Raw genomic sequence first — 22,377 nt, 5'->3', positions numbered from 1 at the left:
TGACCGATGCTGTACTACCTGCGCAAGATCGCCTTCTACCTGGTCGCCCTCTGGACGGCGGTGACCCTGAACTTCCTCATCCCCCGCATGATGCCCGGTGACCCGGTCACCATCCTGCTGGCCAAGGCGCAGCAGCGCGGTGGAGTCGACCCCGCCGCGCGCCGCGCTTACGAGCTGATGCTCGGCACCGACACCGGCGAGCCGCTGTTCACCCAGTACCTGCTCTACCTGGGGAACATGGCCCGCGGCGACTTCGGCATATCCGTGAGCTCCTTCCCGGCTCCCGTTTCCGAGGTCATCGCCGCATCGCTGCCCTGGACCGTCGTCCTGGTCGGCCTGGCGACCGTGCTGTCAGTGCTGACCGGCACCGCGCTGGGAGCGCTGGTGGGCTGGCGCCGGGGCACCTGGCTGGACTCGCTGGTGCCCGCGACCACGGTGCTGTCGGCCGTGCCGTACTTCTGGCTGGCCCTCGTCCTGGTCGCCGTCTTCTCCTCCGCGTTCGGCTGGTTCCCGCTGCTGGGTGGTTACGACGTCAACCTCACCCCCGGCTGGAGCGGCGAGTTCCTCGCCTCGGCCGTGTACTACGGCATCCTCCCCGCCGCGACGATCGTGATCTCCTCGATCGGCGGCTGGCTGCTGGGCATGCGCAACATGATGGTCTCGACGATGGCGGAGGACTACGTCCGTACGGCTGTCGCCAAAGGACTGCGCAACCGGCGCATCATGGTCTGGTACGCGACCCGCAACGCGGCACTGCCCTCCATCGCCGGATTCGCCATCTCGCTGGGGTTCGTGGTGGCCGGCTCGGTCGTCACCGAGCAGGTCTTCTCCTATCCGGGCATCGGCTCCAAGCTCCTGCAGGCTGTGGAGAACAACGACTACGCGCTCATGCAGGGCATCTTCCTGGTCATCACGGTCGCCGTCCTCGGCGCCAACCTGGTGGTCGACCTGCTCTACAGCATCGTCGATCCGCGGACGCGAGCGGGGGCGGCCACATGACGGCAATCAGCCGGCGGGACCCGAAATTCGTGATCGGACTGATCCTGATCGGGGTCATCGCCGCCATCGGCGTGGTCGGACCGCTCCTCGCCGGCGACCCGGACGCGATCAACGACATGGGGCTGACGCCGCCGGGCGGGGAGCACCTGGTGGGCACCACCCAGACCGGCCAGGACGTGCTGTCCCAGATCACCTACGCCACCCGGGGCTCACTCGTCATCGGCGCGCTCGTGGGCGTCATGGCCACACTGCTGTCGGCGCTCTTCGGCATCGTCGGCGCCTACGCCGGTGGTCTGGTGGACGAGGCCTTCTCGCTGCTGTCCAACGTGATGCTGGTGATCCCCGGACTCCCGCTGGTGATCGTGATCTCCGCTTTCGTCCCGGCGGAGCAACGCGGCTGGTGGACGATCGCGCTGGTGCTCGCGATCACCAGCTGGGCCGGCTCGGCTCGGGTGCTCCGCGCGCAGACGCTGTCGTTGCGCAACAGGGAGTACGTCCTGGCCGCCCGCGTGGCCAAGGAGCGGCCGTGGCGCATCATCGGCGTGGAGATCCTCCCGAACCTCCTGCCCCTGCTGGCCTCCCAGTTCGTGTTCGCGGTCATCGCCGCGATTCTCAGCGAAGCCGGCCTGTCCTTCCTCGGCCTGGGCGCATCCAACTCCGCCACGCTCGGGACCATGCTCTACTACGCGCAGAACGGCTTCGCGCTGCAACTCGGCGCGTGGTGGTGGTTCGCGCCGCCCGGCATCATCATCGCCCTGCTCGGTTGCGGCCTGGCGCTGATCAACTTCAGCATCGACGAGATCATCAACCCGAAGCTCCGGATTCCGGCCGCCCGCCTGGTGGATACGCGCCACCAGGAGGCGGGGCGTGTCGACCAGGCCGCCGACGACGCCGTTCTCACCGTGGCCAACCTGTCGGTGACCTACCGGGGCGAACGGCCCGTGCAGGCCGTCAAGGACATCTCGCTGACGGTACGGCGAGGCGAGATCCTGGGCCTGGCGGGCGAGTCGGGCAGCGGCAAGACCACCCTCGCTTATGCGATCAGCCGTCTCCACCGGCCGCCGGCGGAGATCACCTCCGGCACGGTCGCCTTCCACGACCGCGCCGGCACAGCCGTCGACGTCCTCGCCTTGCCGCCGCACGAGCTGCGTACCTTCAGATGGGCGAAGCTCTCCATGGTGTTCCAGGGGGCGATGGACTCGCTCAACCCCGTCATGACCGTCGGCGCCCAGCTGGAGGACGTGCTCACCACCCACCTGCCCCGACTGTCGGCGGCCGAGCGCCGGGCCCGCTGCGCCACGGCGCTGGAGCTGGTCAGGGTGGACCCTGGGCGGCTGCGCTCCTACCCGCACGAGCTCTCCGGAGGCATGCGGCAACGGGTCATGATCGGCATGGCGCTCCTCCTCGAACCCCAGATCATGATCATGGACGAGCCGACGAGCGCCCTCGACGTCGTTGTCCAGCGCGGCATCCTCAAGGAGATCCTGCGCTTGCGGGACGAGCTGTGCTTCGCGGTCGTGTTCATCACGCACGACCTCCCCCTCCTCCTGGAGGTGAGCGACAGAATCGCGATCATGCTGCACGGCGAGATCGTCGAGTGCGCGAGCGCCGAGGAGATCCGCAAGCAGCCACGCCACCCCTACACCCGGCGCCTGCTCGGCTCCTTCCCCAGCCTCACCGGCGACCGCGGCGCCTTCGTGCGATCGGGAGGTGCCCGGTGACCACTCTCGAGGTAGCGGACCTGGTCAAGGACTACCGCGTGCGCGGCGACGGCATGCGCCGTACGCGGCTGCGGGCGGTGGACCATGTCTCCTTCACACTCACACCCGGCCGCACCACCGCACTCGTCGGCGAGTCGGGCTCGGGCAAATCCACGGTCGCCAGGATCATCGCCCGCCTGGAGCGACCCACGTCCGGCACGGTCGTCCTGAACGGCGCAGGCAGTGGCGACTACCGCGACCACGTGCAGATGGTGTTCCAGGACCCCTTCGCCTCGCTCAACCCCTTCCACACCGTCGAACACCACCTGGCCCGGCCGCTGAGACTGCACGGCCGGGCGCGGACACGGGCCGAGACCCGGCAGGAGGTCGCGCGGTTGCTGGAGCGCGTCAACCTGCCGGCGGAGGAGCTGGCGCAGCGCCGCCCCCACGAGCTTTCCGGCGGGCAACGCCAGCGGGTGGCCATCGCCCGCGCCCTCGCACCCGGCGCGAAGGTGATCGTGGCCGACGAGCCGGTGTCCATGCTGGACGTCTCCATCCGGCTCGACGTGCTCAACCTGCTGGCCCGGCTGCAGCAGGAGGAGGATCTCGCCATCCTCTACATCACCCATGACCTGGCTACCGCGCGGCACTTCGCCGACGACATCCTCGTGCTCTACCGAGGGCGGGTCGTGGAGCGGGGGCCGGCCGATGAGGTGATCCTCGATCCGCGCCACCCTTACACCAAGTTGCTGGCCGCCGCCTCACCCGACCCGGACGCGCGTGGCCGCACCTTCGATTTCGACCCGGCGGACGTGGCCGCCGCCGGCTCCGCACCGCCGTACGACCACAGAGAGGACACCCCCCGATGAAAGTTCGCACGATCTTATCCGTGGTGGCGACTGCCGCCCTCACCGTCGCCGGGCTCGTCACCGGCCCGGCGGCGACCGCCGCCACCGGCTGCACGGCCAAGTACACCGTCACCGGCCAATGGGGAAGTGGATTCGGAGCCGAAGTCTCCTTCACCAACCTGGGTGACCGCCTGACAACGTGGACTCTGGAGTTCGACTTCCCCGCCGCCGGCCAGCGCGTCAATCAGGGCTGGAGTGCCGACTGGTCCCAGTCCGGCACTCACGTCACCGCCAAGAGCCTGAGCTGGAACAGCGAGGTTGCGACCAAGGGCTCGGTGGGCCTCGGCTTCAACGGTTCGTGGAGCGATGCCAATCCCGTGCCCGCCTCGATCTCCGTCAACGGGGTGAAGTGCGACGGCACCATCATCGACCCGCCCAAGACGCCGGCTCCGCAGCTTCACGTCCAGGGCAACAAGATCGTTACTGCGCAGGGCAAGCCCTACCGGCTGCTGGGCGTGGACCGCTCGAGCGGCGAGTTCGCCTGCGTGCAGGGCAAGGGGATGTGGGACGGCGGGCCGGTCGACCAGACCTCCGTCAACGCGATGAAGACCTGGAACATCCACGCCCTCCGCATCCCGCTGAACGAGGAGTGCTGGCTCGGCACCAACGGTTCGCCCAGCGGCGCCGCATACCAGCAGCAGGTCAAGGACTACGTGAACCTCCTGGTCGCCAACGGCATCACGCCCATCCTCGACCTCCACTGGACCTGGGGAGAGTTCACCGGCGTCGACTGGGCGTGCAAGGACGTGACCGCGACCTGCCAGAAGCCGATCCCGTCCGCTCGCAACGCCCCGCGGTTCTGGACCGGCGTGGCCAACGCCTTCAAGGGCAACAACGCGGTGGTCTTCGACCTGTTCAACGAGCCGTGGCCGGAATTCGGCACCGTCGACAGAGAGGCGGGCTGGCGGTGCCTGCGCGACGGAGGCACCTGCGCCGGCTTCAGCTATGAGGTCGCGGGCATGCAGAGCATGCTCGACGCCGTCCGATCGACCGGAGCCACGAACATCGTCATGGTCGGCGGGCTCGAGTGGACCAACGACCTTCGCGAGTGGACGCAGTACAAGCCGCACGACCCCACCGGCAACCTGGTCGCCTCCTGGCACTCCTACAGCTTCAACCGGTGTGCCGCCGTCGACTGCTGGAACACGGAGATAGCCCCGCTCGCGGCGCAGGTGCCCGTGGTGATCGGCGAGATGGGCGCGGACAACTGCGGCTACGACTACGTCGACGCGCTCACCAAGTGGGCCGACACGCACGGCCTGTCGTACCTCGCCTGGACGTGGAACCCGTGGGGCTGCACCCAAGGAGGTGTGCTCATCAAGGACTGGAACGGAACGCCTGAGCCGGGAATCGGCGAGGGGTACAAGGCGCACCTGCTGACCCAGGATCCCTACGCCTGATCATGAGTGCCAGCCGGCTGGGCCTTGGCTGACGTGCCGAGGCCCAGCCCTTGGCGGCGGGAGGCGAGCACGGCGGCGTATGCCGCCGGCATCGCGATCGCGCGCGTTCACAGGGAACCCTCGGGGACGAGCGTGTAGCGGGTGCGCGCGGTCGCGTCCCAGGTCATGCGGCGGCGCCCCGCGGGCGCGCCGGAGACCTCCCGGGCCGGGACATGCCGCTCGCCGCAAGTGACGGTCAGTGGCGGAGTGTCGCCGGGTACCTCGACGACGAGCCGTCCGTCCGATCCGGCGGTGATCGCCGCCGACGTGAGCACGCCGGCGGACCAGGCCACGGAGGCGGTGTGGCCGGCGCGGCAGCGGATGCCGCGCACCGACCCTGTGTCCCAGCTGTCCGGCGGGGTCTTCAGCAGGCTGACCGCGCCTTCGTGGCTCTGCACGAGCAACTCGGTCATCCCCGCGACAGCGCCGAAGTTGCCGTCGATCTGGAAGATGTAGCCCGATGGCCGGCCGCCGTGGGGGTGCAGGTCCAGCAGCGAGACGGAGCTTAGCTCGTCGAGCAGGATCGCGATCGAGCGCTCGGCCAGTTCCGGGTCGCGCAGCCGGGCGGCCAGGCACAGGATCCACGCCTGGCTCCAGCCGGTGTGTCCGCTGCCGTGGTGCAGCCGGGTGGCCAGCGCCTGCCGTACTGCCTCGAAGTCGTCCGGCGTCCCCGACTCGGTGATCCGGGTGCCGGGGTAGAGGCCGTAGAGGTGGGACAGGTGGCGGTGGCCGGGCTCCTGGGAGGGCCGCCGGTCATACCACTCCAGCAGTTCGCCGTCGATCGCGACCGGACGCAGCTGTGACAGCGCCTTGCCCGCGCGTACGGCGAGCTCGTTGTCGGTCAGCGAGCAGTAACGGGTCAGGACCTCGCGGACGAGCTCCTGGTCCATGGCCGCGCCCGCCGAGATGGCCGCCGGATTGCCTGCCTCGGTGAGGAAATGGTGTTCTGGCGAGGTTGACGGGCTCATCACCAGCTTGCCGTGGGCGTCGGGAACCAGCAAGTCCAGCGCGAAGGAGGTGACGCTGCGCAGAGCGGGTAGGAGCAGCTCGGGTGCTCCGCTGTACTCGAGGTGGTCCCAGAGGTGGGCGGTGAGCCAGAGCAGGCCGGAGGACCAGTTGGCCCACTGCGGATCGCCGTTGACCGGGGCGCTGAAGCGCCACAGGTCGGTGTTGTGGTGAGTGGTGGCTCCGGCGGCGCCGTAGTAGTGCCGGGCCGCGTCCTGGCCGGTATCGAGCAGGCCGCCGATCAGCTCGAACAGCGGTTGGTGCAGTTCGGGCAGGCCGGCGGGCTCGGCGGGCCAGTAGTTCATCGGGAGGTTGATGTTGGTGGTGTAGTTGCTGCTCCAGCCGGGCCGCACGTCGGCGTTCCAGATGCCCTGCAGGTTGGCGGGTTGGGTGCCGGGACGGGAGCTGGAGATCATCAGGTAGCGGCCGAAGTGGTAGTAGAGCTCGGCGCGCTCGTCGGGCAGCGACAGGTCGACCCGGTCGAAGTAGCCGCGGTAGTCGGCCTCGTGCTCAGCGAGCAACTCCGCCGTGCTCCGGGACAGTGCGGCCTCGACCTGCCGGCGCGCCTGCCGGGCCAGCTCGGCGGTGTCGGCGCTGGGCCGTACGGCATGGCCGCGGAAGCCGTCGGCGGCCGCGGCGACCATCCGTACCTCGCCGGATCCGGTGCTCTGGACGGCGATGACGACGGCGAAGCCCATGCCGGCGGCCACCGTGCCATCGCGGTCGGGCGCGTCCGCGCCGTAGACGACGGCGGGCTCCCGGTCGACGTAATCGGGCAGCACGTTCGCGGGCGCCCGGCCGGTGATGGTAAGCCACTCTCCGTCGCGGATCACCTCGACCGGGTGCGGTGAGGTGAACGCGGGCAGTTCGAGCGGCCCGCGAGCCGAGGCGACCAGCACCCCGGCGGGAGCGGAGACGAAGCTGATCAGCTGCCCGCCGTCGTGGCTGACGGTGGTCACCGCCCGGGCGAGATCGAGCTCGCGCCGGTAGCCGGAGGGCTCCCCGCCGGAGGTGTGGCGCCATTCGATGAAGCCCAGCGGCTGGTAGGCCTGGGTCCAGCCGCTTGACTGCATGCTTCGGCCGAGCCGGTCCGCGCGCTCGAAGTCGCCCGCGGCGATCGCCGCACGCAGTTCCGGCAGCAGAGCGGCGGGAGAGGGGCCCTGCTCGGGCGGCAGGGGGCCGCCCGACCAGAAGGTGTCGAGATTGAGGTCGAAACGCTCCTGTAGGGCGTCGAAACTCGCGCGTATGGCTTGAGCTGGGGTTCTACCAGTCGAGCTAGGCGGCTCGGCGGTACTCGTTGATCACTCCTCCGAGGACCTTGTGGCGTTCGATCCGGCCTTCTATCGGCATCACCATATGCTCATCGTGATCGGGTGGTCGTTGTCCACGAGCCTGATGCGGCCGATGCGTGTTGTAGTGATCGCAATATTCGTTCAGGACCGTGCGCAGGTGACGTTCGCCGTAGATCAGCATGCGGTCGGTGCACTCGGCTCGCACCGTCCGGATCCAGCGCTCGGCAAAGCAGTTCGCCTTCGGTGTCCGCGGCGGCGTCTTCAGCACCGTGATGCCCACGGCGGCGAACACCTCGTCGAAGACAGCGGTGAACTTGGCGTCCCGATCACGGATGCGAAAGCGGAAGGACCCTGCCCGCTCGCCGAGGTCGATCAGGAGATTGCGGGCCTGTTAAGCGGTCCACGCGCCGCTCGGGTGACGGGTCATGTCCAGGATGTGCACGTGTCGCGTGCGGACCTCCATCACGAACAACACGTACAAGCGCTGCAGGGAGATCGTGTCAACGTGGAAGAAGCCGCAGGCCAAGAGGCCTTTGGCCTGCGAGCGCAAGAAGGTCCGCCAGGAAGTGTCGAGATGCCGAGGCGCCGGTTCGAAGCGGTGCGAGCGCAGGATGCGCCGCACGGTCGCCTCGCTGACCTGAAAGCCAAGCCGCACCACCTCCCCGTGCACCCGTCGATGGCCCCACGTCGGGTTCTCGCGTGCCAGGCGAATGATCAGGTCTCGAAGCTCCCGGTTCGTTCCTGGGCGCCCGGGCCGATGCGGGTAGGTCCAGGCCCGTCGGAGCAGACGACGATGCCAGGCCAGCAAGGTAGCCGGAGCGACCAGCCGATGAGCGCGCCGTACCGCCGGCAGCCATCGGACCAACGCCGCGAGAACGGCCCGATCAGCCCAGTCCGGCTTCGGCCGTCCGACCTGACGCCGCAGCACCGCCACCTCGTGACGCAACACCATGATCTCCGCATCCTTCGACGCCTGGCTGCGGCCCAGCAACATCAGCCAGCCGAATACCCGGACCCTAGTCAGGTAGAGCAAGCGGACAAGCACAAGACGCGATCTTGTCTGCCGAGACGGAGCCCGTCAAACCACAGGTCAGCGCCATTGCGGCCGCGTTTTGACGCGGTACAAGCTCGTCGATCACTGTGTGCGACAGGTTGATGTGGCTGCTCTCCTCGCTCATGCGCAGTCCGAGCAGCACGCGGGTGAATCCGCGGTTGCTCAGCGCGTACCCGCAGAACGCGCGGAGCTTGGCACGGAGGCGGCCGACCGGGTCGGAGGCGTCCACCGCCTGCCCGGCTCGGCCCACGAGGTCGAGCAGCCGGTGTGCCTCGAACTCCAAGAGAGCGCCGATCAGCTCGGATTTGTCGCTGAAGTGTGCGTAGATGCTGGCGGGGGCGATGCCGACACGCCTGGCCACCCCGCGCAGGGTGAGCCCTTCCACCGCGCCGAGTTCGCCGAGCATCTGCCCGGCCGCAACGAGGATCTCGGTGCGCAACCGCCCGCCCTCACCCCAGCGGTTGCGTTCCCTTGCCCGCACCGGACCCGGCTCGCGGGCGGCGCCGGTTCGGGATTCGGGAGCTTCACCGGTCACATAGACATCTTGCCGTGCCGCGCGGGAACCGCCGTACGCCGGGGACACGTGTCAGGCCCTGATGGCCTTGGCCTTGCCGCGGATGGTCGCCAGAAAGTTCGCAGCCAGGGGGTTATGGTCGTTCTTCCGCCAGGCGACGGCGATTTGTGTGCGGACGATATCGGGCCCCAGGCGGCCGGCGACGGCGAGCAGGCGGAGCCGCAGGCGTTTGGGCTCGTAGCGGCGGGCGTCAATCCTCACCACGTTCTGACTCCGGTTGCCACACTGCTGAACACATGTTTACTATAGTAAACGTGTGTTCAGCACCTCTGGCGGACCTGACCGCCCAGGCCAAGATCCGTAACGCCGCCATCGCGCACTTCGCCCGCGACGGCTTCCAGAAGACGAACCTGCGCGCCATCGCGGCCACCGCGGGGGTGAGCGCCGCCCTGGTCATCCGGCACTTCGGCAGCAAGGACAACCTGCGGAGCGTCTGCGACGAGCACGTCCTACAGATCCTGGTGCGGAGGGCCCGGACCGTGGCCGACCTGATCGGCATGCGGGATCTGTCCCAGGAATATCTGTCGGACTCGGAGGAGTACCGCCTCCATGTGCAGTACATGGTGCGCGCGATCGAGGAGGACTCCTCGGCGGCCACCACGTTCGTCAACACGCTGGTGGAGGAGACCGAGGAGCTCTTCCGGGCCGGGATCGCCGGCGGCTCGATGCGCCAGTCCTCCGACGTGCGGGCGCTGGCCGTGCTCAACGTGCTGATCAGCCTGGCCACGCTGACCATGGCGCCACCCCTGACCCGCGCGCTCGGCTTCGAGCGGATGGGTCCCGACGTGCTGCGGCGCATCGGGCTGCCCATGCTCGAGATCTACACCCATGGCTTGTACGCCGACGACACCATGCTCAAAGCCGCCCAGGCCGCCTGGGAGGCCCAGCGGGGAGACGATCTCTAGCCCTCTCCTCATCACCACATAAGGACACCCATGATGACTGAGACCGATGCCATCTCCATGGCCGGATTGGTCAAGTCGTTCGGCCCGGCACGGGCACTGAACGGCCTCGACCTCGTCGTACGGACTGGCGAGGTGCACGGCTTCCTCGGGCCCAACGGCGCGGGCAAGAGCACCACGATCCGGATCCTGCTGGGCCTGATGCGCCCCGACGCGGGCACCGCCCGGCTGCTCGGCGGTGACCCCTGGACACAGACCGCTGAGCTGCACCGCCGCCTGGCGTACGTGCCCGGCGACGTCACCCTGTGGCCCAACCTGTCCGGTGGCGAGGCCATCGACCTGCTCGGCCGGCTGCGCGGCAGCCTCGACCGGCGGCGCCGGGACGAACTGATCGAACGCTTCGACCTCGACCCGCGCAAGAAAGGCCGCACCTACTCCAAAGGCAACCGGCAGAAGGTGGCCCTGGTCGCCGCGCTGGCCTCCGATGCCGAGCTGCTCATCCTCGACGAACCCACCTCCGGCCTGGACCCGCTGATGGAGGAGGTCTTCCGGCAGACGATCCAGGAGGTGCGGCGCGCGGGTAACCGTACGGTGCTGCTGTCCAGCCACATCCTCTCCGAGGTCGAGGCACTCTGCGACCGGATCACGATCATCCGCGACGGTCGTACCGTCGAGACCGGCACCATGGCCGAGCTGCGGCACCTCACCCGCACCTCCATCGACGCCGAGCTGGCCGCCCCACCGGACGGGCTGGCCGGCCTGCCGGGCGTGCACGGCCTGCGCGCCGACGGCGGCCGGGTACGCTTCAGCGTCGACGCCGCCGCGCTGGACCTCGCACTTCGCCACCTCACCAAGGTCGGCGTGCGCAGCCTGGTCAGCCGGCCTCCGACGCTGGAGGAACTGTTCCTGCGGCACTACGACCGCGCGACCGTGAACGTCAAGGGCCGGCACACGGAGGCAGGACGATGAACGCGTTCGCCGGCACGGGAAAGCTCATCCGCCTGGTGCTGCGGCGCGATCGTGTGCTGCTGCCGCTGTGGGTGGCCTTCATCTGCATGATCCCGGTGGTGTTCGTCGGCGCCTTCACCGGCGCGTACCCCACGGCCGAGGCCCGCCAGCACTACTACGAGACCAGCGTCCATACCAGGGCCTTCACCATCGCCTACGGCGTGCTGAACGGATCCAGCCTCGGCGAGCTCGTCGCCTGGCGGTCGGGATTCGTCACGTTCATGGTCGCGCTGTTCGCCCTGCTCACGGTCATCCGGCACACGCGTACGGAAGAGGCGGCCGGGCGGCGCGAACTGGTCGGGGCCACAGCGGTGTCCCGCCACGCAGACCTGGCCGCCACCCTGATCGTCACCTGCGGGGCCGCCCTCGTCCTGGGCATAGCCTCGGCGGTGGCGCTGATCGGCCAGGGCCTGCCCGCCGCCGGCTCCCTGGCGCTCGGACTTGGGTTCACGGTGGCCGCCTGCGCGTTCGCCTCGATCGGCGCGGTGACGGCGCAGCTCACGACCAGCGCGGGCGGCGCGCGCGCCATCGGGATCAGCACGCTCGGCGCCGCGATCCTGCTGCGCGGTGTCGGCGACGTCGCCGCGCAGTCCGGTGACGGGCCCGCCTGGGTATCCTGGATGACGCCGCTCGGCTGGGCGGAGGCGCTGCGGTCCTACAGCGGCGAACGCTGGTGGGTGCTCGCGCTCGCGGCCGGCGCCGTGCTGGCGCTGATCGTGCTGGCCGTGGCGCTATCGGAGCGGCGCGACCTCGGCGCCGGCATGTTCCAGGCCCGCCTGGGCCCGGCCGCCGCCGGACCCCGCCTGCGCAGCCCGCTGGCGCTGTCCTGGCGGCTGCACCGCGGGCCGCTGATCAGCCGGCTCGCCGGACTCGCCCTGGTCGGGCTCGTGGTTGGCGCGATGTCGGCGAGCCTTGGGACGCTGATGGACAACAGCGGCGCCGCGGCCCGAGAGGCGCTGGCCCGGCTCGGCGGTCCCGGCACGCTCGTCGACCAGTTCCTCGCCCCCATGATGACCATGCTCGGCCTGGTCAGCGCCGGCTTCGCCATCCAGGCCGCGCTGCTGCTCAGGAACGAGGAGCGCGACGGGCGGGCCGAGCCCCTGCTGGCCACCCCGGTGCGCCGGCTGCGCTGGGCGGGCAGCCACTTCGCGTTCATACTGCTCGGCCCGGCGCTCGGGTTGATCGCCTTCGGGACGGCCGCCGGTCTGGCGCACGGCCTCAACACCGGCGACGTCGCCCGTGAGCTGTCCCGCCTCCTGGCCGCCGCTCTCGTGCAGCTCCCTGTGGTGTGGGTGTTCACCGGGGTCGCGTTCGCCCTGTTCGGGCTGCTGCCCCGGCTGGTCGCCGGCACGTTCGCGGTGGCCATGGTGAGCATGTTGTTCGGCTGGGTCGGCCTGGAGTTGCAACTCGACCAATGGGTCATCAACCTGTCGGTCTTCGAGCACGTACCGAAACTTCCCGGCGGGGTCATGACGGCCACGCCACTGATCGTCATGACCGTCGTCGCGGCGGCCCTCGTCGCGGCCGGCCTGGCCGGATTCACCCGACGCGATATGCCCACCACCTGAGCCTGGAGGACATCATGGGAGTCACCCTTCCTACCCTGACCCCGCTGCAGGAAACCCTGTGGGTGACGCTGTGCGGCCGGGCGCTCGACAGCCGCCTGCCACGCCCCATACTCGGCGACCGCATGGCCTACGAGATCATCCACAAGACCGGCTACGACCACCGCAAACTCCGCTGGAGCGCGGCCTCGGCCATCGACGTCGCCCAGCGCGCCAAGAAGCTGGACGAGGTGGCCCAACAGTTCATGGCCCGCCACCCCGACGCGATCGGAATCGACCTGGGAGCCGGCCTCGACACCCGGGCCCTCCGCATCGACCCGCCGCCCACAGCGGACTGGTACGACGTCGACTTCCCCGAAGTCGTGGACGCCCGGCACCGGGTCATCCCCGATCGGCCGCACACGCACACGATCGGCGCGGACCTGACCGAGCCCGGCTGGCTGGAGGCGCTCCCCGCCGACCGCCCCGCCGTGATCGTCGCCGACGGCGTGCTGCCCTTCCTCTCCCAGGAAGAGATGATCACGCTGCTGGACCGTCTCACCAGCCACTTTCCCAGCGGGGAGATAGCGTTCAACGTCTACACCAGATTCACCGTCTGGGCAGCGAAACACTACTCCGGCAGCCGGTTTCTGGTCCCGCTCTTCAAGTCCCCCGGCTTCGACCGTCTCGACCCCGTACGGTGGAACCCGCGACTGACCCTGATCCGGCACATCCTGCTCACTCGGGAGCCCGAGGTCGACCAGTTCCCTCCGGCCCTGCGCCTGTGGACCCGACTGTCGGCGCTCAGCGCGGCCTTCTCCAGGCTGGGCACCACGGTCGCGCACTACCGTTTCTGACGATTCCGGCCGGCGGCTCACGCCGGGCCGGGCAGGTCCATCGCCGCCAGCCGGGCCGGGTCGACCAGGGCCGCGATGCCCGTGATCCGCCCGTCGGCGACGATGAATATGAGGACCGATAGTGGAGTGCCGTCCTCGTGCCAGGAGAGCATCCCGGGCAGGCCGTTGACCAGCACCGCCCGCCCCGCGTGGCCGAGCCGGAGAACAGCTGCGCGCGGCCTGCGATCTTGGTGGCGCCGAGGGCGACGACCACGCCGCCGAGGGTGTCGACGGTCAGCTCCACCTCGGGGTCGAGCACGCGCAACCGCGCGGTGGCTCGACCGAGCACAACGGCACAGCGAACGCGCCGAGCTACCGACACTGTGCGCCTGCCGATAATTCCATCCTTGCAGGTCAAGCCGCTTGTGAGTATTCGTGGAGGACGCCGCCGAGCCGGTCTCGTCGGCGTATCTTTAGGTCGGTGATTCGCTCTGGATCCGTGATCGGATCGGGGACGGTGCGCAGCGGCGCTGCTTGGTCCAGGGCTTGGTGGGCTCGGTGCTGGTTGTAGAAGTGTTCGTATTCGCGTAGGGCGTGCCGCAGGTGGTGTTCGTTCCAGACGAGGCAGCGGTCGAGAAGCTCGTGGCGGCACGACTGCCCCCACCGTTCCATGATCGAGTTCATGCGCGGTATCCGGATGCCGGTGATCACGGTCTTGATGCCGGCTTCGGCGAGGATGTCGTCCATGAGGGCGGGGAACTTCCCATCTCGGTCTCGGATTAGATAGCGCGCCCGGCAGCCTGTATCGTCCAGATCCATCACCAGGTTCCTGATCGCCTGGGTGACCCAGCCGGCGCTCGGGTGCGCGGTGGTGCCGAGCACCCGGATGCGCCGGGTGGTGTGCTCGATGACGGCCAGGATGTATTGGCGCTGTCCGTTCAGGGTGATGGTCTCGATGAATTCGCAGGCCAGCAGGGCGTCGGCTTGCGAGCGCAGGAAGTCGGCCCACGTAGTGAACGCCCGCTCGGGCGCCGGATCGAGCCCCTCCTGCTTGAGGATCTCCCAGACCGTGGACGGTGCCACCTTGATGCCGAGGGTGGTGAGCTCGCCGTGCACTCGCCGATAGCCCCAGCCGGGGTTCTCCCGGACCAGGCGCAGGATGAGGGCGCGGATGGAGCGGACCCTGGGTGGGCGCCCGGGCCGCTTCGGCCGGCAGGTACGGGCATGACGCCGTCGTATCAGATCGCGGTGCCAGCGTAGGACGGTGTCGGGCCGGACGAGGAGCCGTAGCCGGCGTAGGACCTCGCGGGGCAGCGAGGTCAGGAGCGCGGCGGGGAAGGCTCGGTCCTCGGGTGTGAATCGCACTCTGGTGTCGGGGCCGAGTTGGCGTTCAAGGACAGTGATCTGGTGACGCAGGACGAGGATCTCCACGTCCTTGTCCCGATCGCTCATGGGGAGCAACCGCAGCGCGGCGAAGGCGTTCGTGACAGCCCCAGGTAGGCCAGGCGAAGGAGCACAGCGGATCATCCTGCCGTACGCGTTTCCGTCTCTCGGGGGACTGGAGCTCGCGGTACGCCACGCAAGCCCTCGCAGAGCCATGACTTGGGTGGATGTAGTTATCGGCAGGCGCAGCGCCCATTTCATGAAGACGTCCAGGTCATCTAGCGCGACAGCGGCGTCGGCCTGCTGCGTGTCATCCAGTTGCACTAGGTGCGGGAAGCGGCTTGGCGACGCGTGCGGACTGCTCGGCCAGGGCTAGGAGGTCGGCGACCAGCGCGGCACCGGTGCCTGCCTTGCCCGCCGGCCGCTCCGGCGACCTGCGGCTGCTCATCACCGGCACGGCGCTGCACACCAAGGACCGGGAGCAACTCGTGGCCTGGCTGCGCGGAAGCCCATAAGGGTTCATTACAAGGCATGGACGAGGAAGGCGTAATGGCCGGCGGCCTCTCGCCGCAGCGTCCGGCTCGCTGTTCGGCTTGCTGGGCCCGCCATCTGTCGAACTCGGCGGCCAGTTCGGCGCGGGTCACCTGCTCTTCGGCGACCGGCACTTGGACGAGCTCGTCGCGATTGGGGCTTTGGTGCACCTCGGTGACGTAGCCGACGAGGCCATCGGTCTCCCGCGCCGAAGGATCTATGACCGCCGCCAGCGGAGGTGCCGTGCCCAGGACGGTCTGGTAGGTGGCGCGGTTGATCCGATCGATGCCTACCGTCTTCGCGTCATCGACCAGGCACAGCAGCTTGACGTAGCCGGGATCGAGCACGTGGCCGCCCCGCAGGCGCGCTCCCTCGTGCAAGACACTGTAGGAGACGAACACGCCGCAGGTGTTCAGCAGCTCCGGCGTGACTGCGGCCGCCGTCGCCCGCCACTCCTTGGCGGCGGTCACCGACAAGCCGACCCGCTCGCAGAACTCCCCGAGAGCAGCGGCGCCATGAGCCCATTCCGCTGCCAGGATGTCACCGATCGCCAGCTGATTGCGACGGCAGCCGATCATCAGGCGGCGGCATTCGTGGACGTCGTGCTCTGTGAAACTCATGCGAACCCATACCACTTCTTAGTGGCTCCACCCCGCGAGCTAGAAGCGGTAGTGCGCGACTGTGGTGCCCAGCCTGGAGAAGGTCGCGCTGAGTGCTGACAGGCGGGTCCACAGGCGAAGGGCCGGCGGGAATCGAGCGACCTCAGGCTCCCGCTCGGCTGGAACACGGCGTCCACCAGCGCCAGCGCGGCCCGCGAGGCGTCAGTGAAGCAGGGCGCGTCCCACCAGGAGGCCGCGGCGCTGATGCGTTCCTCGGGCTCTCCCGCTTGACGCATGGCGGCGCCGAGCATCGCCGTGTGCCCATGCCATGTTCCAGGCAGGTCCTGACCAACTCGGTAGGGGCGCAGATGGCCGCTGATCGAGACCACGGAGGATCAGCAGGCAAGAACTGCCGCGTGACCTGTGTCATCCAGTTGGACAGGTAGCTCTGCGGTGCAGTCTACGCGTCCGTATCCGGGCGGGCAGCGTCTATGGACGTGACGCCCAGTGGGCCGTCTCGGACCTGAACTCCCGCGGGGACATGCCATAAGCCGCGCGGAAGGCGCGGCTGAAGTCGCCTGCGCGGCCGAACCCCCATCGGGTGGCGATCTCGTGGATCGGGACGTCGGTCAGGGCGGCGTCGGCGAGGTCACGACGTGTGCGCTGCAGTCGCTGATCGCGTATCCATGCCGCGATTGTGTCACCTTCCTGTTGGAACAGCCGGTGGAGGTAGCTGACCGAGATGTGGTGTGCGGCCGCGACCGAACGCGGGGTGAGCTCGGGGTCGTTCAGATGGCGCTGAATGTAGGCGCGTATGCGCAGGGCGAGGACTCGCCGTGGTGAGCCTGGCCGGGGGCCTGGCCCAGATTGAAGCAGGCTGGAAAAGCATGCGGTCACGAGATCCACCAGGACCATCCCCAGCCGTTGGCTGTCTGCCGGGTTGAGCAACAGCTTTTCGTCGGAGAGATCTTCGATGAATCGTTTGAGCAGCCCGCTTACTCCGTCGTCAACGGGCATGCCATGCCCGAGCAGAGGAGCGATCGCCTCGCCCGCCAGCGGCAGCACCGGCTTCGGGATGGCGACCAGGGCCAATTCCAGAGCATCGTCGTGCCCGTCGGATTCCAGGCGTATCTCGTCGAGTTGGGCAAGGTCGTGTGCGTAGAGGTCGCCCACGCTCACGGTGTCCTGTCGTCCTGCCCACGTCGCGTTCACGGTGCCGCGCCTTGGCACGATGAGCTGGACAATGTCCGCATCGCCAGGCCGCACCGGGATGGCCTCCCGCTGCAGGTGTATCGGACGGAATCGTTTGACCTCCAGTACGGCCACCCCGAGATCGACCACACGTGCGTCGGCGGAAAAGCCACTCCCATCGACGGTAGCGAACTCACGACACAGATCGGCATGGGTGATCCAGTCGTTCAAAGCCGTTGCCTGCTGGCGAGCTATCCCTTCTCCACGCACTCGTATTCTCCTTTCGCATAGAGATGGAGCCGGGCGAGTGGGGCCGGATCCTCATGGTTTTGTGTCTTTCCTTCTGTCCTGGGGGCGGGGCAGGCGGGATTGCGACGCTGGAAGGCCATCAGGCCGACCACGGCGATCATCGGCAGGGTGGTCATGACGAGCAGCGGTGTCGTGGTGAACTGGTCTCCCGTGATGACCCGGTGAGCCCCAGATCTTCCGGACAGCTCGCCGACTAAGGTTGAGGGCTGGAGAGCCAGATGATCGGGAAACCATCAGGTCCGGTTCGGGCGGACCACTTCGCATCCTTCGTCGCCATCGCCGCCGCCCTCATTTGCTACCGCCGACTTGCCAAATGAGTCACCGTCTTGAGCGGCGGATATGCGGCATCGAGGGCGGGGACGCGTGGTGTGTCATCACTCTTGGGCGTGCCCCGTCAGGGCGGGGTTGCGGGTCTTGCCTCCGTACTTGCGCTGGATGTACGCCTCGGCGACGACGAGGTTGACGATGAGAGCCGTCCATGCACCCGAGCTCGCGATGTCGTGGATCATCGCAACGGTGTTGCCCTGGTAGGCGGGAGAGTCAGCTTGGGCCATGACGATCAGTGCCATAACGATGCCCCACGGCCGGGAGGCGAGGATGGCGAGCGTGACGGCGTAGTTGCGGATCATCCACTTGCGATGATCGTTGAAGCGGCGCGACTTGGCGGCACGTAGGCCGGCGACGCCGGTGACGGCCCACAGGATGAGCATGGTGTCCAGTGCGGCGACGTTGGACACGCCGGACTCGCTCATGGCGGAAACTGGCACTGCGAAGATCATCGACGGGATGATCCCGGCGTAGAAATAGATGCGGCCCGTCCATCGATGTATGCGGGGAAACCTGTTGCGCAACCCCGCCCACAGCTGCAGCAGGCCCGTCATTGTGGCGACCGCGCCGAACGCAATGTGTCCCACCAGCAGCCAGTAACGCACCTGGTTGCCGTGCATGTCGGCCCGACTCGTACGAATGTCCGGCGGGATGTACGCCGACAGCATGAAAGCCAGGATCGCCAGCGTGATCACCGACAGGGGGAGCATCCACCAGGCGGGGCGTCGCCGCTTTCGCCGCGATCGTGCCACCGGTGTGTCGCGCTGTGACACCTGAGTCATCTCGATTGACCTCTCTACCGGAATTAGCGTCCAGAAGATACTATCCTATGGATATTAATTTCGGCCGGTAGAGTCTGTAAGCGTGCGCAGCAAGCCGTCCGACGAGGCAGAACGCGAGGTGTCCGCACCGCTGAGGAGGCTGTGGCGGCTTCCCACCGGGTCGCACCGCGGCCGTCCGGCGGGGCTCGATGTTGACCGGGTGATCGGCACCGCACTGGAACTCGCTGACCGCGACGGACTGGCTGGCGCGACACTGCCGAAAGTCGCCGAGGCGCTGGGCGTCACGAAGATGTCGTTGTATCGCTATGTGGGATCGAAGGACGAGCTGTTCGATCTGATGAGCGACTTGGCCATCGGCCCGCCTCCCGAGATCAGCGAGAGGGCTGGCTGGCGGACCGGCGTGCGACAGTGGATCCTGGCCAACCGGCAGGTCTACGAGCGCCATCCCTGGCTGGCGCACCTTCCGATCAGCGGCCCGCCGCGTGGGCCGCACGCGATCGGCTGGATGGACGCGATGCTGCGCGCTCTGCGTGGGACGGGCCTCGACTGGCGGGCGAAGGTGGGCGTACTGAACCTCATCGGCGGGTATGTCCGCACCGCCAGTGCTCAGGAGCAACAGCTCGCGCAGGGTCGCCAGGAGATCGGGCTCGATCAGGCGCAGAGTGAGCAAGATTATGGCAGGGCCCTAGCCGAGCTCGTGGAGCCTGGCCGCTATCCCGAGGCGGCCAAGCTCTTCGCCTCCGACGTCTTCCGCTCGCCCCTGCATCAAGGGACGGACGGCAGCTTCAGGTTCGGGGTCGAGCTGATACTCAACGGCATCGACACCCTGATCACTGCCACGCGAACAGGATGATGGACCCGAGAGCGGACCGGTGGAGCGGCTCGTGCAGGGCGATCATCGGTGTCGGAGGGAGAACATGATGGTGTCTGTAAGAACTGCCGCGCCTGGCTGGGAACCGGTCGCCGCGGACCTTGACAGATCTCTGAACCGGCCGCCATGGCACCACGGGTTAGGGTGCGGCGAGCTCGACCTTTCATGCGCCGACTTGGCGGCCGTCCTGGTCGCACATGCGGGTGTGGTGGCAAGACCCTCCCTGTCAAAATGGACAGAGGTAGCAAACGGGCATGAAACTCTGTGTTGAGGGTGGGGAAGGAGACATCCCTTCGTGGGAGCAAGCAAGCCGGATCCGGAGATCCCTGACCCTCAGGTGCACGAACGTGGGCGTCCGCGCACCTACTCCGCCGCCTACAAGGCCCGGATCTTGGAGGAGTACGACCAACTCGACAAGGCCGGCAAGGGGGCGCTGCTGCGCCGGGAGGGCCTGTACTCCTCGCTGATCTCCAGCTGGCGCACAGCGCGGGACCATGGCGCGGAGCAGGCGCTGGCCCGGCCGGTCGGCCGGCCGAAGGCCGATCCGCGGGACAGGCAGATCGACGCACTGCAGGCGGAGGTCGAGCGGCTGCGCGCCGAGCTCGGCAAGACCCGCCAGGTGATCGAGGTGCAGGGAAAGCTCTTCGCGCTGCTGGATCAGCTCGCCACCGGCAGCGAGACCTCGACGCCTCGGGGCGAGCGGTGAACCAGCTCCTCCAGGCCGCCCAGGACGAGGCGATCATCGAGCTCACGCCGCTGCTCGGGCGGCGCAAGGCGTGTCAGGCGGCCGGGGTTGCGCAAGGCCACCTGGTACCGCAACAACCGCCGAAGCCCGGCTCCGGTCCGCCCAGTTCGAGTGCGCAAGCCGCGCTGTCGCAGGCCGAACGCGAGCGCGTCCGCGCGGTGGTCAACGAGCGGTTCGCCGACGCCGCCCCGGCCACGGCCTACTTCACCCTGCTGGATGAGGGCACCTACCTGGCGTCGGTCTCCACGATGTACCGGATCCTGCGCCAGCACGGCGAAGTCGGCCGACATCGGCGCCGGCAAGCCACCCACCCGCCCCGGACGGTGCCCGAGCTGGTCGCAGACGCCCCGAACCGCGTCTGGGCCTGGGACATCACCAAACTGCGCAGCCCCGGCAAAGGCGTCTGGTGCTCGCTCTATACGATCATCGACCTGTTCAGCCGTTATGTTGTCGGCTGGATGGTCGCCTCCCGCGAGTCCGCCGACCTGGCCAAGATGCTCATCGCCCAGACCGCCCGCAAGCACGGCATCGATCCCGGCACGCTCACCCTGCATGCCGATCGCGGCTCGTCGATGACATCGAAGACCGTCGCCGAGTTGCTGATCGACCTGGGCGTGGCCAAGTCCCACTCCCGCCCGAAGACCAGCAACGACAACTCGCACGTTGAGGCGAGCTTCAAGACGCTGAAGTACTATCCTGCCTTCCCGGCCGTCTTCGGCTCCATCGAGGACGCCCGCGTCTTCTGCCAGGGCTTTTACGCCTGGTATAACCACGAGCACTACCGCTCGGGGATCGGCTATCACCATCCGGTGGACGTGCATTACGGCCGCGCTGCCGCTATCCGGGACCGGCGCGCCGCAATCCTGACGGCCGCTCAGAGCGCCTATCCCGAGCGGTTCGCCAGCGGCGGTACTCCGGCCCCGCCTGACCTGCCCGGCCCGGCGTGGATCAACAAGCCCAAGAACACCGTCGAAGAGGTCGCCCCAGAGAACTCGACACAGAATTAATCCAGCTCAGCTGCCTTGATCAAATTGACAGGTTCCGAGACGCGAGGAAGGTGACGTCACCCGTGCACGGGGTCGGTTCAGGCTTCGGGACTGGACTGCGGCAGATCAGCATCAACGCGCAGCCGCCTTTAACGGCCAGCGCGAGCGGCCACCTCCATTGGTACGGCGGGACGTCCGGCTGGCGTCAAGGCTTCGAAGTCGATCACGATGTAGGTGTTCCGGGCCACGTGGCGGCCGGAGTCCCCGCCACCACGACGGGCAGGGATGCGGCCAGACGGTGCCGGGCCGCCAGAGAGGGCCGGCGGTGGACCTTCGGCCTGGTCATCGCGGTGGTTGTGCTGGCCTCCTCCGCGGACGAGAACACCGCCGGGACCGCTCTGCTGGACCGGGTCGCAGCCCAGACCTCCGGCACGGTGACCAAAGCCCTGGTCGATCAGGGGTTCAAGAACACTGTCGTCGACCATGGGGCCGGGCTCGGATCGACGTGGAGATCGTCGAACGCAACCCCGCCGACCGGGGGTTCGTCCCCCAGCTGAAACGATGGATCGTCGAGCAGACGTATGGCACCTTGATGCTGCACCGGCGCCTGGTCCGCGACTATGAACACCTGCCGGCCAGCTCCGAATCACGGGTGTACTGGGCGATGACCGACGTGATGTCCCGTCGGCTGACCCGCGCCCCCGCACCGTCGTGGCGGTCGACATGACCAGGCCGGATGCACAGGAACCGGACCGCGGCACGAGGGGGGACGGGCGGCGGGCTCTGTACAAGGTGCGGGACCCGCCGCGATGTCAATTATGGATCTGACCGTGAGAAGACTACCCGCTGGCCCTGGTAGTACCAGGCCGGCCTATTTCTTCAGCCGCCTTTCGAGGTCCAGCATGATGTCGTTGAACTCGTCGGGGCGTTCGAAGTGGAAGCCGTGGCCGGAGTCGACCTGATAGAACTGCACGTCCTTGAGCAGGGAGCGGGCTTGCCGGGCGTCGTTGGCGCTCATGGCGGCCAGCAGGTGCCCTTGTCATCGTAAAGGTCCTTGACGTGGATCAGGACGGCGGGGACGCGGATGCGCGAGAGTGTGGCGGCGTGGTCGAAGCCTTGGCGGAAGCTGTTGTCGTAGAAGGTCTCGCCGAAGCGGAGGTCGTAGAAGTCCATGGCGCGGAAGGATTCGTTGAGCTCCGGGCGGCATGTAGAAGATCATGAGTGGCTCCCCAGGATGGTCCTCGCGGTAGGAGAGCGCATACTCCTGCATGCTCTGTTTGGCGCCCTTGAACAGGTCCCAGATCGGGCCATGCCGGATCTGGAAGGCGGTGAAGTCGCTCTCGCCGCTGCGTAGGAAGTCGTGGGTGGAGGATGCCACCCGACATGGTTGAA

The 22,377-nt window shown here is 68.2% G+C and carries 25 protein-coding genes; 12 read left to right on the top strand and 13 right to left on the bottom strand.

What is annotated here, in order from left to right; genetic code table 11:
- The first annotated feature begins 6 nt into the window (after positions 1 to 6).
- Genes ACQPWU_RS48345 through ACQPWU_RS48330 form a run of 4 tightly spaced genes read left to right on the top strand, consistent with a single transcriptional unit; the run spans position 7 to position 5,007 of the window.
- The gene (locus ACQPWU_RS48345; protein ID WP_433433011.1) at positions 7 to 999 is read left to right on the top strand and encodes an ABC transporter permease; all 993 of its coding nucleotides are present in this window, start codon (positions 7 to 9) and stop codon (positions 997 to 999) included.
- A complete protein-coding gene (locus tag ACQPWU_RS48340) occupies positions 996 to 2,720 on the top strand; it encodes a dipeptide/oligopeptide/nickel ABC transporter permease/ATP-binding protein (protein WP_433433009.1) in 1,725 nt (574 codons plus the stop codon). The genes ACQPWU_RS48345 and ACQPWU_RS48340 overlap by 4 nt, the downstream gene beginning before the upstream one ends.
- Positions 2,717 to 3,568: an ABC transporter ATP-binding protein gene (locus ACQPWU_RS48335; RefSeq protein WP_433433007.1), complete on the top strand. Its 852-nt coding sequence runs from the start codon at positions 2,717 to 2,719 to the stop codon at positions 3,566 to 3,568. Before ACQPWU_RS48340 ends, ACQPWU_RS48335 begins: the two co-directional genes overlap by 4 nt.
- Positions 3,565 to 5,007 carry a cellulase family glycosylhydrolase gene (locus tag ACQPWU_RS48330; RefSeq protein ID WP_433433006.1) on the top strand — a complete coding sequence of 481 codons (1,443 nt, stop codon included), beginning with the start codon at positions 3,565 to 3,567 and terminating at the stop codon, positions 5,005 to 5,007. The genes ACQPWU_RS48335 and ACQPWU_RS48330 overlap by 4 nt, the downstream gene beginning before the upstream one ends.
- A gap of 107 nt (positions 5,008 to 5,114) precedes the next feature.
- On the opposite strand, the gene ACQPWU_RS48325 is transcribed toward ACQPWU_RS48330, so the two are convergent.
- The 5 genes from ACQPWU_RS48325 to ACQPWU_RS48305 all read right to left on the bottom strand — a co-directional run bounded on the left by ACQPWU_RS48325 (position 5,115) and on the right by ACQPWU_RS48305 (position 9,175).
- Complete coding sequence (locus ACQPWU_RS48325) at positions 5,115 to 7,298, bottom strand: glycosyl hydrolase family 95 catalytic domain-containing protein (RefSeq protein ID WP_433445477.1); 2,184 nt, start codon at positions 7,296 to 7,298, stop codon at positions 5,115 to 5,117.
- A gap of 28 nt (positions 7,299 to 7,326) precedes the next feature.
- Positions 7,327 to 7,623: an integrase core domain-containing protein gene (locus ACQPWU_RS48320; RefSeq protein WP_433433004.1), complete on the bottom strand. Its 297-nt coding sequence runs from the start codon at positions 7,621 to 7,623 to the stop codon at positions 7,327 to 7,329.
- 111 nt (positions 7,624 to 7,734) lie between these two features.
- On the bottom strand, positions 7,735 to 8,376 hold the full coding sequence (locus ACQPWU_RS48315; protein WP_433433002.1) for an IS3 family transposase: 642 nt from the start codon (positions 8,374 to 8,376) through the stop codon (positions 7,735 to 7,737).
- Entirely contained in the window at positions 8,360 to 8,932 is a 573-nt protein-coding gene (locus tag ACQPWU_RS48310; RefSeq protein ID WP_433433000.1) for a TetR/AcrR family transcriptional regulator, read from the bottom strand. Before ACQPWU_RS48310 ends, ACQPWU_RS48315 begins: the two co-directional genes overlap by 17 nt.
- Before the next feature lie 51 nt (positions 8,933 to 8,983).
- The gene (locus tag ACQPWU_RS48305; protein WP_433432998.1) at positions 8,984 to 9,175 is read right to left on the bottom strand and encodes a hypothetical protein; all 192 of its coding nucleotides are present in this window, start codon (positions 9,173 to 9,175) and stop codon (positions 8,984 to 8,986) included.
- A 50-nt stretch (positions 9,176 to 9,225) separates the two neighbouring features.
- Here ACQPWU_RS48305 and ACQPWU_RS48300 point away from each other — a divergent pair, with 50 nt between their 5' ends.
- The 4 genes from ACQPWU_RS48300 to ACQPWU_RS48285 are packed head-to-tail and all read left to right on the top strand — an operon-like array spanning position 9,226 to position 13,282.
- Entirely contained in the window at positions 9,226 to 9,876 is a 651-nt protein-coding gene (locus tag ACQPWU_RS48300) for a TetR family transcriptional regulator (protein ID WP_433432996.1), read from the top strand.
- 30 nt (positions 9,877 to 9,906) lie between these two features.
- The gene (locus tag ACQPWU_RS48295; RefSeq protein ID WP_433432994.1) at positions 9,907 to 10,842 is read left to right on the top strand and encodes an ABC transporter ATP-binding protein; all 936 of its coding nucleotides are present in this window, start codon (positions 9,907 to 9,909) and stop codon (positions 10,840 to 10,842) included.
- Entirely contained in the window at positions 10,839 to 12,449 is a 1,611-nt protein-coding gene (locus ACQPWU_RS48290) for an ABC transporter permease (RefSeq protein WP_433432992.1), read from the top strand. Before ACQPWU_RS48295 ends, ACQPWU_RS48290 begins: the two co-directional genes overlap by 4 nt.
- A 14-nt stretch (positions 12,450 to 12,463) precedes the next feature.
- On the top strand, positions 12,464 to 13,282 hold the full coding sequence (locus ACQPWU_RS48285) for a class I SAM-dependent methyltransferase (RefSeq protein WP_431932859.1): 819 nt from the start codon (positions 12,464 to 12,466) through the stop codon (positions 13,280 to 13,282).
- Positions 13,283 to 13,299: 17 nt separating this feature from the next.
- On the opposite strand, the gene ACQPWU_RS48280 is transcribed toward ACQPWU_RS48285, so the two are convergent.
- The 6 genes from ACQPWU_RS48280 to ACQPWU_RS48255 all read right to left on the bottom strand — a co-directional run bounded on the left by ACQPWU_RS48280 (position 13,300) and on the right by ACQPWU_RS48255 (position 18,383).
- Positions 13,300 to 13,458, bottom strand: coding sequence for a hypothetical protein (locus ACQPWU_RS48280; RefSeq protein WP_433432990.1), 159 nt, complete (start codon positions 13,456 to 13,458; stop codon positions 13,300 to 13,302).
- 217 nt (positions 13,459 to 13,675) lie between these two features.
- Complete coding sequence (locus tag ACQPWU_RS48275) at positions 13,676 to 14,713, bottom strand: integrase core domain-containing protein (protein ID WP_433432988.1); 1,038 nt, start codon at positions 14,711 to 14,713, stop codon at positions 13,676 to 13,678.
- 254 nt (positions 14,714 to 14,967) lie between these two features.
- Positions 14,968 to 15,795, bottom strand: a complete 828-nt coding sequence (locus ACQPWU_RS48270) for a hypothetical protein (RefSeq protein ID WP_433432986.1) — start codon at positions 15,793 to 15,795, stop codon at positions 14,968 to 14,970.
- Positions 15,796 to 16,263: 468 nt separating this feature from the next.
- Positions 16,264 to 17,196, bottom strand: coding sequence for a helix-turn-helix transcriptional regulator (locus tag ACQPWU_RS48265; RefSeq protein WP_433432984.1), 933 nt, complete (start codon positions 17,194 to 17,196; stop codon positions 16,264 to 16,266).
- 20 nt (positions 17,197 to 17,216) lie between these two features.
- Positions 17,217 to 17,390 carry a hypothetical protein gene (locus ACQPWU_RS48260; RefSeq protein WP_433432982.1) on the bottom strand — a complete coding sequence of 58 codons (174 nt, stop codon included), beginning with the start codon at positions 17,388 to 17,390 and terminating at the stop codon, positions 17,217 to 17,219.
- A gap of 258 nt (positions 17,391 to 17,648) precedes the next feature.
- Entirely contained in the window at positions 17,649 to 18,383 is a 735-nt protein-coding gene (locus ACQPWU_RS48255) for a DUF2306 domain-containing protein (protein ID WP_433432980.1), read from the bottom strand.
- A gap of 82 nt (positions 18,384 to 18,465) precedes the next feature.
- On the opposite strand from ACQPWU_RS48255, the gene ACQPWU_RS48250 reads away from it, so the two are divergent.
- The 4 genes from ACQPWU_RS48250 to ACQPWU_RS48235 all read left to right on the top strand — a co-directional run bounded on the left by ACQPWU_RS48250 (position 18,466) and on the right by ACQPWU_RS48235 (position 21,712).
- Complete coding sequence (locus ACQPWU_RS48250) at positions 18,466 to 19,236, top strand: TetR/AcrR family transcriptional regulator (RefSeq protein WP_433432978.1); 771 nt, start codon at positions 18,466 to 18,468, stop codon at positions 19,234 to 19,236.
- Between the two features lie 313 nt (positions 19,237 to 19,549).
- A protein-coding gene (locus ACQPWU_RS48245) for an IS3 family transposase (protein WP_433432976.1) occupies positions 19,550 to 21,006 on the top strand; the annotation gives its coding sequence in 2 pieces (ribosomal slippage) (positions 19,550 to 19,889 and positions 19,889 to 21,006; 1,458 coding nt in all).
- Positions 21,007 to 21,233: 227 nt separating this feature from the next.
- Positions 21,234 to 21,542, top strand: a complete 309-nt coding sequence (locus ACQPWU_RS48240) for a hypothetical protein (protein WP_433432974.1) — start codon at positions 21,234 to 21,236, stop codon at positions 21,540 to 21,542.
- Positions 21,491 to 21,712 carry a hypothetical protein gene (locus tag ACQPWU_RS48235; protein WP_433432972.1) on the top strand — a complete coding sequence of 74 codons (222 nt, stop codon included), beginning with the start codon at positions 21,491 to 21,493 and terminating at the stop codon, positions 21,710 to 21,712. Before ACQPWU_RS48240 ends, ACQPWU_RS48235 begins: the two co-directional genes overlap by 52 nt.
- A gap of 144 nt (positions 21,713 to 21,856) precedes the next feature.
- Here ACQPWU_RS48235 and ACQPWU_RS48230 read toward each other — a convergent pair whose 3' ends face one another.
- Positions 21,857 to 22,003, bottom strand: a complete 147-nt coding sequence (locus ACQPWU_RS48230) for an alpha/beta fold hydrolase (RefSeq protein WP_433432970.1) — start codon at positions 22,001 to 22,003, stop codon at positions 21,857 to 21,859.
- Positions 22,000 to 22,158, bottom strand: coding sequence for a hypothetical protein (locus ACQPWU_RS48225; RefSeq protein ID WP_433432968.1), 159 nt, complete (start codon positions 22,156 to 22,158; stop codon positions 22,000 to 22,002). Before ACQPWU_RS48225 ends, ACQPWU_RS48230 begins: the two co-directional genes overlap by 4 nt.
- Positions 22,159 to 22,377: the final 219 nt, after the last annotated feature.

It is taken from the genome of Nonomuraea sp. CA-141351, assembly GCF_050944675.1.
GTDB lineage: Bacteria > Actinomycetota > Actinomycetes > Streptosporangiales > Streptosporangiaceae > Nonomuraea.
This window is presented reverse-complemented; position numbering and strand designations above follow the sequence as displayed.

Excerpts from the sequence above, each read along its gene's own strand:
- ACQPWU_RS48345 (WP_433433011.1), top strand. The coding sequence starts at position 7 with ATGCTGTACTACCTGCGCAAGATCGCCTTCTACCTGGTCGCCCTCTGG.
- ACQPWU_RS48340 (WP_433433009.1), top strand. The coding sequence starts at position 996 with ATGACGGCAATCAGCCGGCGGGACCCGAAATTCGTGATCGGACTGATC.
- ACQPWU_RS48330 (WP_433433006.1), top strand. The coding sequence starts at position 3,565 with ATGAAAGTTCGCACGATCTTATCCGTGGTGGCGACTGCCGCCCTCACC.
- ACQPWU_RS48295 (WP_433432994.1), top strand. The coding sequence starts at position 9,907 with ATGATGACTGAGACCGATGCCATCTCCATGGCCGGATTGGTCAAGTCG.
- ACQPWU_RS48290 (WP_433432992.1), top strand. The coding sequence starts at position 10,839 with ATGAACGCGTTCGCCGGCACGGGAAAGCTCATCCGCCTGGTGCTGCGG.
- ACQPWU_RS48285 (WP_431932859.1), top strand. The coding sequence starts at position 12,464 with ATGGGAGTCACCCTTCCTACCCTGACCCCGCTGCAGGAAACCCTGTGG.
- ACQPWU_RS48275 (WP_433432988.1), bottom strand. The coding sequence starts at position 14,713 with ATGAGCGATCGGGACAAGGACGTGGAGATCCTCGTCCTGCGTCACCAG.
- ACQPWU_RS48270 (WP_433432986.1), bottom strand. The coding sequence starts at position 15,795 with ATGAGTTTCACAGAGCACGACGTCCACGAATGCCGCCGCCTGATGATC.
- ACQPWU_RS48260 (WP_433432982.1), bottom strand. The coding sequence starts at position 17,390 with ATGACCACCCTGCCGATGATCGCCGTGGTCGGCCTGATGGCCTTCCAG.
- ACQPWU_RS48255 (WP_433432980.1), bottom strand. The coding sequence starts at position 18,383 with ATGACTCAGGTGTCACAGCGCGACACACCGGTGGCACGATCGCGGCGA.
- ACQPWU_RS48230 (WP_433432970.1), bottom strand. The coding sequence starts at position 22,003 with ATGAGCGCCAACGACGCCCGGCAAGCCCGCTCCCTGCTCAAGGACGTG.
- ACQPWU_RS48225 (WP_433432968.1), bottom strand. The coding sequence starts at position 22,158 with ATGGACTTCTACGACCTCCGCTTCGGCGAGACCTTCTACGACAACAGC.